The following is a 16772-nucleotide window of genomic DNA, read 5'->3' as shown; positions in this document are numbered from 1 at the left end:
ATGAGTTTTTGACACCCAAATACACCAGTGTTAATATCTCTTAAGTTTCCAACACTAAGTTAGAAGGTAATTATGGCTCTTATTGGATTCGCAAGGGTGTCAACTCAACAACAAGACTTAACAACTCAGTTAAAGGCTTTGGAATCTTTTGGTTGCGAGAAGGTATTCCAAGGTAAACACTCAGGAAAGGAAGAGACTAACAAGCAAGCGCTAGCAGACTTACTTAACTATGTCCGTAGCGGCGACACCGTGGTAGTGACTAAGCTAGATAGACTTGGTAGGTCTTTAACTCAAGTCTTAGTCTGTTTGGATACCTTAAAAAGTCTAGACGTTAGCCTGATAGCTTTAGACCAAAACATAGATACGACCAAAGATGACCCAATGAGCAAGGCTATGGTTCAGCTCTTAGCTATGTTTGCGGAAATGGAAAGGAACTTTATTGTTTCTAGAACAAGTGAAGGGAAAGCTGCTTCAGGCAACTATGGAGGCCGTAAACCCAAACTTTCTGAAGTTCAAAAAAGAGAGGTACTAGACAAGCTAGCCAACGGTCATAGTAAACTTCGTTTAAGTAAAGAGTATGGTGTTTCAAGAGCAACAATCTTAAACATTAGTAAAGAAATTAAATAACAAAATTAAAGCAAAAGGAAAGAATATGGACTTTATTGCAATTGATGTAGAAACCGCTAATCCCGATATGGCTTCTATTTGCCAGATAGGAATCGCTAAGTTTTCAAATGGTATTTTGGTCGATGAGTGGAGCTCTTTGATAAATCCAGAAGATGATTTTAGTTACTTCAATACCAAAGTACATGGCATCACTGAAGGTGATGTTGTTAGCGCTCCTACTTTCCCTGAAGTAGCTGACAAGCTCAGAGAGTTTATGCAAGACAATATTTCAGTCTGCCACACTCACTTTGACAAAGGTTCAGTCAGCAGAGCGTTAAGTAAGTATAATTTAGATGGAATCGAGACGAGGTGGCTTGATTCTGCCAAAGTCGCGAGAAGAACTTGGGAAGAGTTCAAGGATAGTGGTTATGGTCTCGCAAATGTATGCGACAAAATAGGCTTTCAGTTCAAGCATCATGATGCACTTGAAGATGCAAAAGCTTGCGGCCATGTGTTGTTGGCTGCACTAAACGAAAAGCAGCTAAATGTAGAAGAGATGCTAACGCATTCTAACCGACCAATTACTGACTATACCGCAGCAGTAAACAAAGAAGGAAATCCTGACGGTGACCTTTATGGAGAGGTAATGGTATTCACTGGGGCTTTAGAAATACCGAGAAAAGAGGCAGCAGAGATAGCTGCTAAAGCTGGGTGTGAGGTTGTTAGTGGAGTAACTAAAAAGGTTTCACTATTGGTGGTTGGCGATCAGGATATAACTAAGCTTGCAGGGAAGTCTAAAAGTAGCAAACACCTTAAAGCTGAAACTTTGATAGAAAAAGGACACGCCATTCGTATTTTGAAGGAAAGTGACTTTATAAAGTTGGTCAACGTATAACTTCATATTAGCTTCAGATTTCTACATAAGGCTACTTTAACCATTCTAGATAGTAGCCTTGCATAAATCTCCCTTCCTTCAGAATGAATGAATTAAAATTAAGTGTAAAGTCACTTAAGTGCACATACTATGCAAAGCTGCAACTTAACACTTAAAGCTCATTCATGTTAAATTGTGTAATTACAAAAGGAGAGAAAATGGGAAAAGGTTTAGGTAAAAATCAAATAGGCTTATTAGAGCTACTTGAGAATTCAAATGATTTTTACAGTGGGAATAAAATTGTTAAGTATTCAGTTGCCAAAGAAAAGACTGATCTACTCGATAGCGCAGTTAGTAGAGCGCTCAAGCAACTAGAAAATAGAAAGCTTATCAAAATCATATCAATTGGAAAGAAAAGCCAAGAATCTATCAAGCTTCCAGTAAAGGGTAAGAAGGTTTTAAAAACAAAAGTTTCGAATTCTGTAGTGGGTAACTCATTCAAAGCTTATACCTATTTTGACTCTCCGTTGAAGAGAGAAAACTGGGAGATCATAAGTCAAAAGAACAGAAGTGCTAAACTACATGAAAAAGTATTATTGTCGTTAAAAAGGCTTAGACACGTGCATTTTGTATTTGAGGATGTTTACGAAAGTTCTGAGCAACTAGAGCGCTATGATGAGAAGTATTTTAAATACAAGATACAATCTGACAGAGTCCTCAAAGCACCTAAGGGAAAAAAAGTAGGAAAAGCAATTCCTATCAAGTATTTAACTCTGGAATCTGGCGTGAGAAACCACGACTTAAGGCCTTGCCTAAAAGAGCTTGAACAATTTGGTTGGGTGAAACTTGTTTACTCTACAACTTTCTACTTGCGTGACGATATTCAAGAGATAATTGGGATTTACTAATTGTTAAGAGGGTTATTTTAGCTCAATACCGAAATAACCCAGTTAACACTTAATGTTAATACATAATATTCCCTGACTTCAGGAAGAAGACCAAAGGGATACCTATAGATATACTTTAAGACACTTTATTTAGATATGTAATTAATACACATCACATATGACTACAGGTAGTTTCACTGTTACAATAATGTTTTATTTGTCATGACGTTAGCTAATAAACATGGAAGTACTTTATATCTTCTTTAACCAGTCAAAGGTAGTAAGTGATACTCTCACTATTCTTGTTGGCTTAGTGGCTATTGGTATCCCTTTGGCAATACAAGTAGCAGTTCAATCTTCAGAGAAATATAACAACAGAGTTTTAACAAAGCGTTTAACCACCGGTATTGTCAATCCAGTTACGCTTATATCTCTCTCATCTCTTTACGTATTGTCTAGTTTAATTTTCAAGTCCAGTCTTGCTGAAAATAGTACTCTTACGATCTTAACTAAGTCGGAATTAATTATCAGCATTACCTTACAGATCACCTTTGTGCTTCTTGTATTGGGTGCTACTTGGTTTTATATAAGGCTCTACTTAAAGGTTCTTGAAACGCCTAGCAAATACCTACCTAATTTATTAATTCCCAAGACGTCTTTGTTGGCTCGAAAGGTTAGCAAGGAACAGTTAAGACGATATGACAAAAGAGACTTAGCTAATCTAGAGGCTGGGTTAGAAGTTTTGCTGGAACAGTTTAACAGCAATAGTTGGGATGAAAATTATACTGATTTGCTTCATACACTTCATAGGCATGTGATCAATACATATTTTGGAGATTATCAAGAAGAGTACCTTTCATTAGATAAGGCAGAAATAAAAGTTGTTCTTACTTACTGGAGAGGCTTGATTAGGGTCGTTAAAGTGTCTCGCAATGTTAGCGACTCTCCTTTATCTTTTCGTTCTCAACGGCTGTTAGCTGACCTTTGCTCCGAAATAGTTCATCATCCCCAATACAATGAGATAACCTCTAAAGGCGCATATTCAAGCAGTTCAGGTAGCCTGATAGACTGGTATAGCGACATTTACGAGTTAGCTAGGTGGCAGTCACACCACGATAGGCAAGGGATTGATTTGATATTGGAGTGTGAGTGGTTTTCAAATGTATTTAAAGGTTTAGTCCGTTTACATTTTAAACATAGCGCTGCCGGCACTTTAGATACATTTAACCTTCTTTATAGTATTGCTCAACTGGTCGCACATAAGCACCCAGAAAAATTAGTCAAACTTTACACTAACGTTTCCGATGCGTTCATTGATGACTATGAAGATAATTATATCCGTAGGAATTACGACAAAGATATTAGCTGGTTGTATGATTATTGGAGAGATTTTAACGACATACCTCTTAGCTTATCTAGCACTGACGCTTTATATCGTAAAATAGACTCTCTAAAGAATGGGAGCGCTTTCATTGAATATGGAATTTGGCGTGAATCTAGGCCATTAACTCAAGAAGAGATAGATTCTGAACTTGAAGCGGTAAATTTCAAGAAGTTATTTAAAAAGGCTTTTTCAAATCATTATAACTATCTGAGTATCAAAATGGGTGCTTTAATGGCATACCACGAACGATGGAATGAAATGATTTGTTGTTTCGAATGGGAGCAGCCAAAAGGAACTCAGGTACATTACGTGGGGAGAGCATTATTCCTGCGCAATGAACAAGAAGTCATCGAGTTATTTGCTAGCAAACTCCATCATATCACCGATATGAGCTTATTTATTGAACGTGAAAGCATACAGCCATACGCCATAAGATTCCTGTTAATACAGTTAGCATATTGTTTAAACAGGAAAGGCAACCTTTCTAGTTTATCCGTTTCTAACAATTATGTTGAAGTTAGTAGGCTAAAAGAACTTTTTAGTTATTTGAGTGTTGAGTTGAGGCAAATCTCAAATACGGTAGAAGTTGTGAAAAATAACGCAACTGAACTCAAACTATATATTGAAGAATCCATTGCACTTGTTGAAGAGATGCGACAGAAAGTCATTGATAACTTGGATGTTTCAATAGAAAGGTGGAAAATCTTTAAGAACGATCTGATAAGTGGCTGGAATGAAGCTTCTCGAAGCCGCGCTTTATTGATGGTTATTCCGACTATTTATTCTAAAAAAGTAAAGAGGAACGAGTTTAAAGTCAAAATTGAAAACAAACCTGTATTCGAGCTTTCAGAATATCAAACCCACTATGACGTGAAAACTTATGGCACCAGCTTCAACAATTATTTCGTTAACAAACTTTTTGAACTGCTGAAAGAGTCTGCTCAGGCCAATGTCAAAACTGTCATAGGCAATGGAAGACTATTAATTCTAGCTTCTAAAGAAACGCTTAATAAGCTTGGGTTTAAAAAACAACAGGACTCGTATGAGTACATTCATTCCAGCTATATTGAATGTGTGGGGCTTGAAGTAATTTCAGACAACATTATTCAAGTTGATCTAGAAAACGTGCAACTTGAGTTAACTTCCAACGCATCATATTTTGATGAGTATGTCCCGATCTTTCCTAGCTATATAGTTGAAAAAGGGCTGGTGAAAGCTGATTTGTCAGTATTTTACGAACTTACTTTCAGTAGCCCTGATTCTATCTCATTATTGCAACTGCCCTAGTTGTTAAACATTTAATGCTTATCGTTAGTAGGTGCAGTCAATACGCCCCTTAGGCATTACTCCTAGATCTCTAAAGAGAAACAAGTCTACGTTTGGACGAGTTGAATAACATTCTGTATGTCCATTGAATTCATTGATAGGGGTGTATTTATCTGTAATTGTTTTATGCAAATAGTGTTCAACAACTCTGCCATCCAGCTCCGAGGGAAAGCAAAATACACTTCTCTAATTCAACACGGTAACCAGACTCTTTAAGTTTGTTTATGCGATTCCAAACGTTTCCGCTTGATCCAATCTTCCAAAACGTTTCATTAGTTTGTAGTGAGAACATTTTGACTAAATAGACGGCTGCTATTCCATCTCTAATATTTGTCTCAGTAAGCTTTTTCCTTTTCCAATTGCGGCCTTGCTCCTTTTTACATGGTTTACACTTCCCCACATGAGTTAATTTCTTAGCCTTAAAACGTTGCGTTATCTTTTCACACTTCTTGCAATAAGCGTGGGAGGTGTCTGTATTGGTATTTGTGTATTTCATAATTTTATCTCCTGCTATATGCCCCTATGTCCTCGTAGGGTGAATGGGGGGGATATATTTCTATTAGTTAAATTGAACGGAGAGCTTTATATGAACACAGAATAATAAGTGTGAGCTTTTACTCTCCAGAGGTCAGGGATTAAGTTTTAGAGTTTGTCGGAGAACAAATAGAATTGTGACAAGTACCCTTTGCGAGCATTCTTGAAAGGATTAGTTATGTGAAGTATTGTGTTTAAGAACGTTATACATTTGTTATACCGACCGTGATACATAACGTTCCACAGCCGGTATAAATGACGGGCGTAACTCCTTGATTTATAAGGAATCTACAAATAGGGCAAAACTTACATCATGCCCGGCATACCGCCGCCCATGCCGCCCATACCGCCCATATCAGGCATTGCTGGAGCATCTTTAGCTGGTAAGTCTGTTACCATCGCTTCAGTTGTTAACATTAAGCCAGCAACTGATGCAGCAAATTGTAATGCGCTACGCGTTACTTTAGCAGGATCTAAGATACCCATTTCAACTAAGTCACCGTAAGTACCGTTACCAGCGTTGTAACCAAAGTTACCTTCGCCATTGCGTACTTCATTTAATACAACAGACGCTTCGTCACCACAGTTTGTTACGATTTGACGAAGTGGTGCTTCCATCGCACGAAGTGCCACGTTAATACCGTGGTTTTGGTCTTCGTTGTCACCTTTAAGATCTTTAATCATGTCAGCAACGCGAACTAATGCAGTACCACCACCGGCAACAACACCTTCTTCAACCGCTGCGCGAGTTGCGTGAAGTGCGTCGTCTACACGGTCTTTCTTCTCTTTCATTTCAACTTCAGTTGCAGCACCTACTTTAATCACGGCTACACCGCCAGCTAATTTAGCTAAACGCTCTTGAAGCTTTTCTTTGTCGTAATCAGAAGTAGACTCTTCGATTTGACCACGAATTTGAGCAACACGTGCCTGAATGTCAGCTTCTTCACCGATACCGTCGATAATCGTTGTGTTGTCTTTAGAAATGACTACGCGCTTCGCTTGACCTAAGTCTTCTAATGACGCTTTTTCTAACTCCATGCCGATTTCTTCAGAAATCACAGTACCCGCTGTTAATGTCGCGATGTCTTGTAACATTGCTTTACGACGGTCACCAAAACCAGGTGCTTTAACCGCTGCAACTTTAACGATACCACGCATGTTGTTTACAACTAATGTTGCTAATGCTTCACCTTCAACATCTTCAGCGATGATTAATAGTGGCTTACCAGCTTTAGCAACGCCTTCTAATGTTGTTAGTAATTCGCGAATGTTAGACACTTTCTTATCAACTAATAAGATGAATGGGTTTTCCATTTCAACTGTGCCGTTTTCTTGGTTTGTCATGAAGTATGGTGATAAGTAACCACGGTCAAACTGCATACCTTCAACAACGTCTAATTCGTTTTCTAATGACTGACCTTCTTCAACCGTGATAACACCTTCAGTACCAACACGTTCCATGGCTGTTGCGATGATTTCACCTACAGTTGAGTCAGAGTTAGCTGAGATAGTACCAACTTGCTCAATGGCTTTTGTATCAGCACATGGTGTAGAGATGTTCTTTAATTCTTCAACCGCAGCAACTACTGCTTTGTCGATACCACGTTTAAGATCCATTGGGTTCATGCCCGCTGCAATTGACTTTAAGCCTTCGTTAACAATTGATTGTGCTAAAACCGTTGCCGTTGTCGTGCCGTCACCTGCTTCGTCATTAGCTTTAGAAGCAACTTCCTTAACCATTTGCGCGCCCATGTTTTCGAACTTGTCTTCTAGTTCGATTTCTTTCGCAACACTTACACCGTCTTTAGTGATAGTTGGACCACCAAATGATTTATCTAATACAACGTTACGACCTTTAGGGCCTAATGTTACTTTTACTGCGTCTGCAAGGATGTTTACACCCGCTAGCATTTTAGCGCGAGCGTCATTACCAAATAATACGTCTTTAGCCATTGTTCTAATTCCTATAATTTTGTTCTAGCACCGCAATTGCCATGCTTTAAATTCTATTTCTATCGAGTCGAGAGCGACTATTCTACGATTGCTAAAATGTCAGCTTCTGAAAGGATCAGAACTTCTTCACCATCGATTTTTTCTGTTTTAACACCGTAGCCTTCATTGAAGATCACTTGATCACCAACTTTTACGTCTAACGCGCGAACTTCGCCGTTTTCTAAAATGCGACCGTTACCTACAGCAACTACTTCACCACGAGTAGATTTTTCAGCAGCACTACCAGTTAATACAATACCGCCAGCAGACTTTGATTCTACTTCTTTACGCTTAATAATTACGCGATCGTGTAATGGACGAATGCTCATTTAGTTCTCTCCGAGAATTTAGTTAATTAAATTTTGAATATGTTTGAATAAATAGGGGCAAAAAAATACTTTACAAGTATAAGCGCAAAAAAATTATTCTTTGCGCTCGTATTCACCCTCGATCGTTTGACCAAGATGAGGAGGTTTATTTGGTTGGCCTTGCTCAAAAGGTTGTTGGTCAAACGGTTCATGCTCGTAGGTATTACCTTGATGAAAGTGAGCATGAAAGCCTGACTGTCTGGTTGCTTGTACCTTAATTTGCTGTTGGACTTTACTAATTAAGCCTCGACGAACAGCAGGCACTAATAGTGACAAACCGATAGCATCTGTCACAAAGCCAGGTGTCACTAAGACAACGCCAGCAACAAGCAATAAAAAGCCAGTGATGATTTCTTCAGATGGCACTTCGCCACGTGCAGACTTTTCTTGAACATTGCGCAAGGTCGCGATGCCTTGTTGTTTCACAAATTTCGCACCTAGCCACGCAGTTAATATCACTATCGCAATTGTCGGCCACGTACCGATGACACTACCGACTTGAATTAACACACTTATTTCAATGATAGGGACAAGTACAAACAACAAAAATAAAACGGGAAACATAAAAACTCCTAATATTGCATGAAACAAATATGTGGGTTCACAGGTCTATTTCAACCACTAGGCTAAACAACAAGCATAGTAAATAGATGCTAGCTGTGTAAAATACCTTAATATTAAGGTAGATAGGCTCACAAAAGGTTTAACCAAAAATGTATCAAATTGTGTTATGTACGTGCCCTACACAAGAAGTTGCCAAAGAAATAGCGCATAATGTAGTGAACAAAAAACTTGCAGCATGCGTAAATATCATTCCACAAATGACATCAGTTTACTTGTGGCAAGGTGAAGTTCACCAAGATAATGAGCAACAATTGATCATAAAAACGTTAACCAATAAAGTTGATGAACTTACACAGGCTATTGAAAGGTTACATCCATACGATGTACCTGAAATCATTGCCGTTAATATTGACGCTGGCAATCACGCATATTTAAACTGGATTACTGAGTCTTTGAAGTAGCTGTATGAAAAATATTATTAAGATTTGGCTGTTATCTTTAACAGTTCTTTGTTCAAGTGCTTTTGCACAAAATTCAATTTTTGATACCTCTAATGTGTCGTTATTTAGCAACGACAGTGAGTTTCTTAAAGTTGATGAAGCATTTGTGTTCGACTTTTATCAAAGAGGAAATCAATTAGAGATTTCTTTTAACGTAAAAGAAGGCTACTACCTATATCGTCATCAATTTAAATTCACGGCAAACAACAGCACCATCACGCCAGTAACTTTGCCTGAAGGTATTGAACACGAAGACGAGTTTTTCGGTGTTCAGCAAATTTATCCTGATTCAATTTCTTTCGATATCAACATCGAAGAAGCACTTGAAGGCGCTACATTGGCGGTAAAATTCCAAGGTTGTGCGAAAAAAGGCTTATGCTACCCTCCTGTCGTCAAAACGATTGACTTAGACCCAGTTGAACACTCAACAAACGACGTTTTAGCTGCCTTGACAGAAACACCAGCTACGTCTGTTGAAGAGACAGCGTCAGAGACAGAAACAGCGCCAAGCTCGAACACCTCAGAGCAATTTGAGTTGCTCGATATGCTTAAGAATGAAAGCCTACTTATCACGCTGCTTGCTTTCTTCACTGGTGGTTTATTACTTTCATTCACACCTTGCGTATTTCCAATGTACCCAATCTTAACGGGTATCATTGTAGGTCAAGGTGATGGGTTATCAACAAAACGTGCCTTTAGTTTATCGTTCTTCTACGTTCAAGGTATGGCATTAACTTACACCGTATTAGGCGTGGTTGTTGCGCTTGCAGGCGCACAATTTCAGGCCATGTTCCAACACCCAGCAGTCCTTATTGTGCTGAGTGTATTGTTTATATTCTTAGCTATGTCGATGTTTGGTTTATTCAACCTTGCTCTGCCATCTAGCTGGCAAAATAAGCTTAATGAAATGAGCAATAAACAAGAAGGTGGCTCATACAAAGGCGTATTTGGCATGGGGGCAATTTCAGGTTTAGTTGCATCACCATGTACAACAGCACCGCTAACGGGCGCGTTAATCTTCATCGCTGAAAGTGGTGATATCATTACCGGTGCAAGTGCGTTGTATGCGTTAAGTTTAGGTATGGGTTTACCATTGTTAGTACTAGGCAGCTCTGGTGGTAAGATTCTACCGAAAGCGGGTAACTGGATGAATGTGATCAAAAACATCTTTGGTTTACTATTACTCGCAGTACCAATTTTCTTATTAGAGCGTTTCTTACCAGCACAAATTAGTGAAGTGTTATGGGCATTGTTATTACTTGCCAGCGCAACTTACTTCTATGTGGCTAATACGCAAACGCAGAAAACCTTTGGATATGGTGTACGTAGCTTAGTTATTTTCTTGATGATGTTCTTTGGTGCGACAAAGCTTTATCACATTGTGTCACCAAGTCCTCAGGTAGTGCATAGCGCTAGCCAAGCTGAGCACAAGAGCTTTATTTTTGTAAACAACCTAGCTGAACTAAACACGGAAATTGCTAAGGCGAACAGCCAAGGTCAAACCGTAATGTTAGATCTATATGCAGACTGGTGTATCGCTTGTAAAGAATTTGAAGAGTACACTTTCCCTAAACCAAATGTGCAACAAGCGCTTGCGAATACTGTGTTAATTCAAATTGATTTAACCGACACAGGCAGTGATGAAAGCGTTGAGTTAATGGAACACTTTGACGTATTCGGTTTACCGTCAATTTTATTCTTTGACTTAAACGGTGAAGAATTAAGCCAACAACGTGTCACTGGTTTTATGGGCGCTGATGAATTTACAGCTCATTTAAAAACGTTTTTATAAGCACTTTGTGTCGACAGACATAAAAAAGGCAACGTGATTACGTTGCCTTTTTTGATCCTAAATTAAATCAGTGTTGCGGCGATTAGACTTGCCAATCAATCTCAGTTAAGCCAATTTCAGTCAAGTATTGGTTCGCTTTTGAAAAGTGTCGACAACCAAAGAAGCCACGATAAGCTGACAAAGGTGATGGGTGCGGCCCTTCAATAACAAAATGTGTATCGCGATTAATTCTTTTCCCTTTCTTTTTCGCGTGTGCACCCCATAAAATAAAGACCATCGGTTCGTCTCGTTGATTCAGTTTTTCAACAACCTTGTCAGTAAACTGCTCCCATCCTAAATCTTTGTGGGAATGCGCCTGCCCTTCTTCAACACTCAAGACAGTATTGAGTAACAACACACCTTGGTTCGCCCAATGGCTTAAATCACCATGTTCTGGGCTCACAAAGCCTTCAATATCTGTAACAAGCTCTTTATACATATTGACTAACGACGGTGGAATTTTAATGCCTTTTTGAACAGAAAAACTCAAACCATGAGCCTGCTCCTCACCATGGTAAGGGTCTTGACCAATAATCACGACCTTAACCTTATCAAATGGAGTAAGCGCAAACGCATTAAACAACTCGCTATCACGGGGGTAAACATTAATACCTTGAGATCGTCGTTTTGCGATATAGGTTAACGTATCGGCTAAGTAGTCTTGTTGTTTTTCTTCGTCGATAAACGACTGCCAGTTGTCCATATTATTCATCTATATTCATTGTGTTGTTGGTGTTATCGCAGGCGAGCATTATATCAAGTTAATGTCATTGGTATTAGTCACTCAATCGACTTTTCAGGCAATAAAAAAGCCACCCATTGGTGGCTTTAAATTTCAACGCTGGATTACCCGCGAACTTTCGTTAAATGAGAAATTGAGTATAAATCTCGTTTCTCACTGGCTTTGCGCTTTATCTCTTCTAGTGCTTTAGTCTCTTCTGCATCAAACAACGCATTGATCAAGCGGTTAAAGTGATTATGCATTGCATGTCTTGCCGCTGTGGCATCACCGCTTTCAAGTGCATTATAAATAGCCGTGTGCTCTTCAATTGTTTTAGAGCTATCTTTACTACACACGCTATTGTAGTCATTGATCACTTCAGGCGTTGCCGCACGTAACTTCCATAGGTTTTCCACCGACAAAATCATCGCTGCATTACGCGTTGATTGTGCAATAATCTTATGAAACAACTTATCAGCACGCTCAACATCTTGGCCAAGCTCCATATCGGTTAATGTTTGCTTGAGCTCAGCCAATTCATCTTCAGTTATGGTTGTTGCAGCGACCGCTGCAACTTCACCTTCAACTAACGCTCTAGCTTGCGTTACTTCAAACGCATTAATGCTTTTAACTTTTTCAGCGTTATTTGACTTCAACACATAAACGCCTGAGCCTGTTTTCACTTCAACACGACCGCGAACTTCTAATGCAATAATGGCTTCACGAACCGTTGGACGGCTAACGTTAAACGTTTCAGCTAATTCACGCTCAGGTGGTAAGCGATTACCCGGCGTGTATACACCACGGTCCATCGCTGCTTCTAATTGCTCGACAATATGCCAAAATAAGCGACGATTACTCATACTCTTATTTCGCTCCAAATCTCTTAAGACTTTCTTTTTTAACTAAAACTATCATAACCAGTTATCGGGATATTGGCAAAAATTATCAGACGCTACGTCATTTTTTGGTCATACAAGTAACGTAATATTGGTTTTACTGACAATTTTACATGCGCTATTCACACAAAATTTTCGCTTAAAGAAAAACAATGCCATAATACTAAAAACGCGTGCAAACTTCTCACATATAAGGATTTTCATGGAACGCTTATCTACGCTTGTTGCCCCTGGTGTTGCAACACAAACAGACGTTAAAATCTTACTCGACTTTGCAAAAGAACATAAATTTGCCTACCCAGCTGTAAACGTGATTGGCAGCCACTCTATTAACGCTGCGTTAGCTGCCGCTAAAGAAGTAAACTCACCGATCATCATTCAGCTTTCTCATGGTGGTGCAAGTTTCTTCCTTGGTAAAAGCGTAGGTTTATCAGGTAATGATGCTGCTGTTGCTGGTGCTATCGCTGCCGCGCATTATGTGCATCAAGTTGCTAAGTATTATGGTGTTCCTGTTATTTTGCATACTGATCACGCGGCGCGAGAATTACTTCCTTGGATAGACGGGATGCTAGAAGCCAGTGAGGCCCACTTTGCTACTACTGGAAAGCCACTATTTAGCTCACATATGATTGATTTATCCGTTGAATCGCTTCAAGACAATGTAGAAACCTGTCGTGATTACCTTGCTCGAATGACAAAAATGGGTATGACCTTAGAGATTGAACTGGGTTGTACTGGTGGCGAAGAAGATGGTGTCGATAATTCACATCTTGATAGTAGTGCTTTATATACACAGCCTGAAGATGTTGCCTATGCATACGAAGTATTGAATGCTGTATCAGAAGATTTCACAATTGCGGCTTCATTCGGTAACGTTCACGGTGTTTATAAACCTGGTAACGTCAAACTAACGCCAATGATTCTTCATAATTCTCAGAATCATGTTGAAGAGAAATTTGGTTTGGCGAAAAAGCCATTAAACTTTGTTTTCCACGGTGGTTCGGGATCAGAGTTATCCGACATTCGTGACGCTATTGCATACGGTGTAATTAAAATGAATATCGATACCGATACACAATGGGCGACATGGGAAGGTATCAAAGACTACTACGCTGACAATCAGGCATATCTCCAAGGCCAGATTGGTAACCCTGATGGCGAAGATAAGCCAAACAAAAAGTTTTACGATCCGCGCGCTTGGTTAAAACAAGCAGAGCAAAGCATGACCAAACGCCTAGTTGTTTGTTTTGACGACTTAAATTGTATGGATAGATATTAAATCAGTCCGATTTTGAACATAAGCAGATATATCTACATACCTGCTTTTTATTGCTATTTTTCAGCCCTTCTTAGCCAATTTCGGTGTCAGATAAGAAACCGTTTTTGCACACCCCGCCGCTAATTCTTGCCAACTATTGATATCACACGATAAAACAACGTAGCCACAGGTTGGCAAGTTAACGATTGCTTTATCAGATAATTCGTTGGCTAATTCAGTTAGAGCGGGATTATGACCAACAATACAAACATCTTGATAGCATTCGTCCAAAAGCCTTAACCAATTAAGCAGTGTATTACTCTCAAAAGTATAAAGTGCCTTTTCAACTAGCCAATTAGGCGCCAACGTCGAGTGAGGATTGTGCTGAGAAATGTAAGAGAGGGTTAATTGAGCTCTCATGGCAGAGCTGGTGAAAATAGCAGTTTCAGGAGAAAAACTACTATTAATAAAAGGCGCCATAACTTTTGTTGCGTTGATTCCACGAGCATTCAACCCTCGCTCGTGATCATGTGTAAAAGGCGTCTGCCAATCTGACTTGGCATGTCTTAACAGACGCACAGTTTTCACAAAGTTTATCTACTGATAGACTTCAGCATTGCTCCACACGCCATGCCTGAACTGATCTTGAATGTATTCCACAATCTCGTCTTCTGGTACCGGTTTAGAAAAATAATAGCCTTGGAAATAATCGCAACCATTCTCTTCTAAACTGCGCATTTGTGCGCTCGTTTCAACACCTTCAGCAACCACTTTTAAGTCTAAACTTTTCACCATCGCAATGGTCGACATAATGATTTGATAATCAGCATTGTTTTCTAACATTCCGAAAACGAAACTCTTGTCTATCTTAATTATATCTACTGGCATACGTTTTAAATAAGCGAGTGATGAATACCCGGTACCAAAGTCGTCAATCGCGAAGCTAAATCCATATTCTCGCAACGTAATCATGACCTCGATAGCTTTGTCGATATCTTCAACCAACGTTTGCTCAGTAAGCTCTAGCTCAAAATGCTTCGCATCAATTTCATATGCCTGTAAGAGGTTTGTTAAGAAACTAATCAAGTTAGGATCTAAGAACTGGTTTGCTGATAGATTAATCGCGACTTTAATGTCTTTGTAGCCCAACTGAATAAAGTTTCTAACAAGCTCAAAACAACGTCTAACCACCCAATAACCTAGCTCAATCATTTGCTCTGAATTTTCAAGCACCGGAATAAAGTCATCTGGTGAAATCATGCCTCGTTCAGGATGTTTCCAGCGCAATAAAGCTTCAAAACCAACAAAACGATTAGTGTTTGCTTCAATCTGGGGCTGTAATGCTAGGCTGAATTGGTGTTCCAATAAGGCAGTACGTACATCACTTTCCATCATGACGCGATGGGCTACACGTTGGTACATTTGAGGATCATAAACGTAGCATTGATCGCCGCCATTCATTTTCGCTTCGTACATTGCAATATCAGCCGCAGATATCAGATCATCAGCAATTGCCGCGTGATCTTCACAATATACCATGCCTAAACTTGACGATACGTAAAAGGTGTTATCCTCTAGTTTAATACCTGACTTAAATTGTTTAAGGAACTCATTAGCTAGAGATTGTCCCTCTTCTTCGTCACTTAATTGGCTTAAAATAATAACGAATTCGTCACCACCAAATCGACAAACGACATCAATACTTCGTGCACAGGCATTTAAGCGTTTTGCTGCTTCAACAAGTAACTTATCACCCTCACCATGACCGTAACTGTCGTTAACCTTTTTGAAGTCATCTAAGTCAAGGAATAATAATGCAAAACCATGAGTACTGTACTTTAACTTTGCGAGACTCTTCTTTAACTCAAAGTTCAACATATTACGATTTGGTAACCCTGTTAAAAGGTCGTACATCGCAATATTTTCAAGCTCATTTGTTTTCAAATTCACTTTAAGGTTGAGCTTCTCTAATTGATAGCTCAACATGGTTGCCGACTCAATGACCGTATCAAGCTCATCACTAAACCAATTCTTACGTTTGAATTCCGCCTGTCGAAACTCTGTGAATTGCTTCTTAGCCAACAATGGGAGATAGCTAGCAAGCGTAACTAATCGGTCAGTAAAGGTCCTTGAAATAATGAATACGATGAAGCTGACAACCAAGAAGAAAACGATTACCGCGACAAGGAATTGATTGCGATACAATTGGCTTTCTTTTGTGTACTGGCTTAAATCTTCAATCAGAATAAGGTTGTATGAACCGTTCTCATTCAATGTTAACGGCAAAAAGTTCACCAAGTAATAGCGCTCCTGAAACGAGAAATTTAACCCTTGTTTCATGGCGCCATCTATATTTTCACCCGCAACTTCCAATGTTTTAATATATTCAGCTAACGGTTTATTAGAGCTTAAGAGTACTTCCGCAGATTCAACGCTACCTTTGTGAGGGATGCGAAAAATAGAAACTTCGCTATCGAGCAAGCTATTAAAGGCCAGTAGCATGTTACTCATATTTGCTTTAATCACGATAGAAGCGACTTCACCACTTTGGTTCATAATGGGTAGGCCGACCGTTTGAAAACATCGCTGATCACACAGTATTTTTGATACAGGTTCTTGCTTGAATTGAACTTGCTGACTTATCTGACGCACCTCAGTACTCATTTCAGAGGTGTTAAACTCAACCTTATTACCTTGAACAAGCCATATGTCTTCAATATCAAGATGCATTTGCATCTTCTCAAACTGTTGCTGTAAAGCCGAACCTAAATCATTAAAGCTAGAGTAACGTTGTGCCTGATCTGGATCAGAGAACCATTCGACAAGCATTTGTAGCTCTTGTACCAACTGATGCGATTGCATCTGGAAAAAGTTTCGCCCCTGCTCTAGCGCCTCTTGTTGGTGCTTTGCATAATCAGATTCTAATTTGACGAATGACAGCCACGAATAAAAAATACTGATACACAACAATGTACCTACCAGTATTGAAATCAGCTTAAATGAGACGCCAACAAAAAACTTTTTCATA

15 protein-coding genes are annotated in these 16772 nt (G+C 39.3%); 7 read left to right on the top strand and 8 right to left on the bottom strand.

The genetic code is table 11. The features are described from left to right. The first annotated feature begins 72 nt into the window (after positions 1-72). From QQK05_RS01975 to QQK05_RS01960, 4 genes are all read left to right on the top strand, one after another. Positions 73-627, top strand: a complete 555-nt coding sequence (locus QQK05_RS01975; protein ID WP_284295693.1) for a recombinase family protein — start codon at positions 73-75, stop codon at positions 625-627. Positions 628-652: 25 nt separating this feature from the next. Beyond that, positions 653-1501: an exonuclease domain-containing protein gene (locus tag QQK05_RS01970; RefSeq protein WP_284295692.1), complete on the top strand. Its 849-nt coding sequence runs from the start codon at positions 653-655 to the stop codon at positions 1499-1501. Positions 1502-1698: 197 nt separating this feature from the next. Continuing rightward, positions 1699-2388: a hypothetical protein gene (locus QQK05_RS01965; RefSeq protein WP_284295691.1), complete on the top strand. Its 690-nt coding sequence runs from the start codon at positions 1699-1701 to the stop codon at positions 2386-2388. A 220-nt stretch (positions 2389-2608) separates the two neighbouring features. Further along, positions 2609-5038: a hypothetical protein gene (locus QQK05_RS01960; protein ID WP_284295690.1), complete on the top strand. Its 2430-nt coding sequence runs from the start codon at positions 2609-2611 to the stop codon at positions 5036-5038. A gap of 178 nt (positions 5039-5216) precedes the next feature. Here QQK05_RS01960 and QQK05_RS01955 read toward each other — a convergent pair whose 3' ends face one another. The 4 genes from QQK05_RS01955 to QQK05_RS01940 form a co-directional block, all read right to left on the bottom strand. After that, the gene (locus QQK05_RS01955; RefSeq protein WP_284295689.1) at positions 5217-5573 is read right to left on the bottom strand and encodes a hypothetical protein; all 357 of its coding nucleotides are present in this window, start codon (positions 5571-5573) and stop codon (positions 5217-5219) included. A gap of 344 nt (positions 5574-5917) precedes the next feature. Continuing rightward, complete coding sequence (gene groL / locus QQK05_RS01950; RefSeq protein WP_284295688.1) at positions 5918-7564, bottom strand: chaperonin GroEL; 1647 nt, start codon at positions 7562-7564, stop codon at positions 5918-5920. A gap of 77 nt (positions 7565-7641) precedes the next feature. Further along, positions 7642-7932 (bottom strand): co-chaperone GroES, encoded by a 291-nt coding sequence (locus QQK05_RS01945; RefSeq protein ID WP_169075117.1) that lies wholly within the window; start codon positions 7930-7932, stop codon positions 7642-7644. A gap of 93 nt (positions 7933-8025) precedes the next feature. After that, positions 8026-8535, bottom strand: a complete 510-nt coding sequence (locus QQK05_RS01940; RefSeq protein WP_284295687.1) for an FxsA family protein — start codon at positions 8533-8535, stop codon at positions 8026-8028. A gap of 149 nt (positions 8536-8684) precedes the next feature. Here QQK05_RS01940 and cutA point away from each other — a divergent pair, with 149 nt between their 5' ends. Together cutA and QQK05_RS01930 are read left to right on the top strand one after the other, a co-directional pair. Further along, a complete protein-coding gene (gene cutA, locus QQK05_RS01935) occupies positions 8685-8996 on the top strand; it encodes a divalent-cation tolerance protein CutA (RefSeq protein ID WP_284295686.1) in 312 nt (103 codons plus the stop codon). A 4-nt stretch (positions 8997-9000) separates the two neighbouring features. After that, complete coding sequence (locus QQK05_RS01930) at positions 9001-10827, top strand: protein-disulfide reductase DsbD (RefSeq protein WP_284295685.1); 1827 nt, start codon at positions 9001-9003, stop codon at positions 10825-10827. 82 nt (positions 10828-10909) lie between these two features. Here QQK05_RS01930 and ung read toward each other — a convergent pair whose 3' ends face one another. Next, complete coding sequence (ung, locus tag QQK05_RS01925; RefSeq protein WP_284296419.1) at positions 10910-11569, bottom strand: uracil-DNA glycosylase; 660 nt, start codon at positions 11567-11569, stop codon at positions 10910-10912. A 143-nt stretch (positions 11570-11712) separates the two neighbouring features. Then, positions 11713-12450, bottom strand: coding sequence for a FadR/GntR family transcriptional regulator (locus QQK05_RS01920; RefSeq protein ID WP_284295684.1), 738 nt, complete (start codon positions 12448-12450; stop codon positions 11713-11715). A gap of 238 nt (positions 12451-12688) precedes the next feature. Between QQK05_RS01920 and fbaA the strand changes: the two genes are divergently transcribed. Continuing rightward, positions 12689-13765 (top strand): class II fructose-bisphosphate aldolase, encoded by a 1077-nt coding sequence (gene fbaA, locus QQK05_RS01915; protein ID WP_284295683.1) that lies wholly within the window; start codon positions 12689-12691, stop codon positions 13763-13765. A gap of 60 nt (positions 13766-13825) precedes the next feature. On the opposite strand, the gene QQK05_RS01910 is transcribed toward fbaA, so the two are convergent. Together QQK05_RS01910 and QQK05_RS01905 are read right to left on the bottom strand one after the other, a co-directional pair. After that, on the bottom strand, positions 13826-14323 hold the full coding sequence (locus tag QQK05_RS01910; protein WP_284295682.1) for a SixA phosphatase family protein: 498 nt from the start codon (positions 14321-14323) through the stop codon (positions 13826-13828). Positions 14324-14341: 18 nt separating this feature from the next. Beyond that, the gene (locus tag QQK05_RS01905; RefSeq protein WP_284295681.1) at positions 14342-16771 is read right to left on the bottom strand and encodes a putative bifunctional diguanylate cyclase/phosphodiesterase; all 2430 of its coding nucleotides are present in this window, start codon (positions 16769-16771) and stop codon (positions 14342-14344) included. Position 16772: the final 1 nt, after the last annotated feature.

It is taken from the genome of Thalassotalea loyana (assembly GCF_030161435.1).
GTDB classification, from domain to species: Bacteria; Pseudomonadota; Gammaproteobacteria; order Enterobacterales; family Alteromonadaceae; genus Thalassotalea_G; species Thalassotalea_G loyana.
The sequence above is the reverse complement of the archived record's forward strand: the minus strand, read 5'-3'. Positions and strand labels throughout refer to the sequence as shown.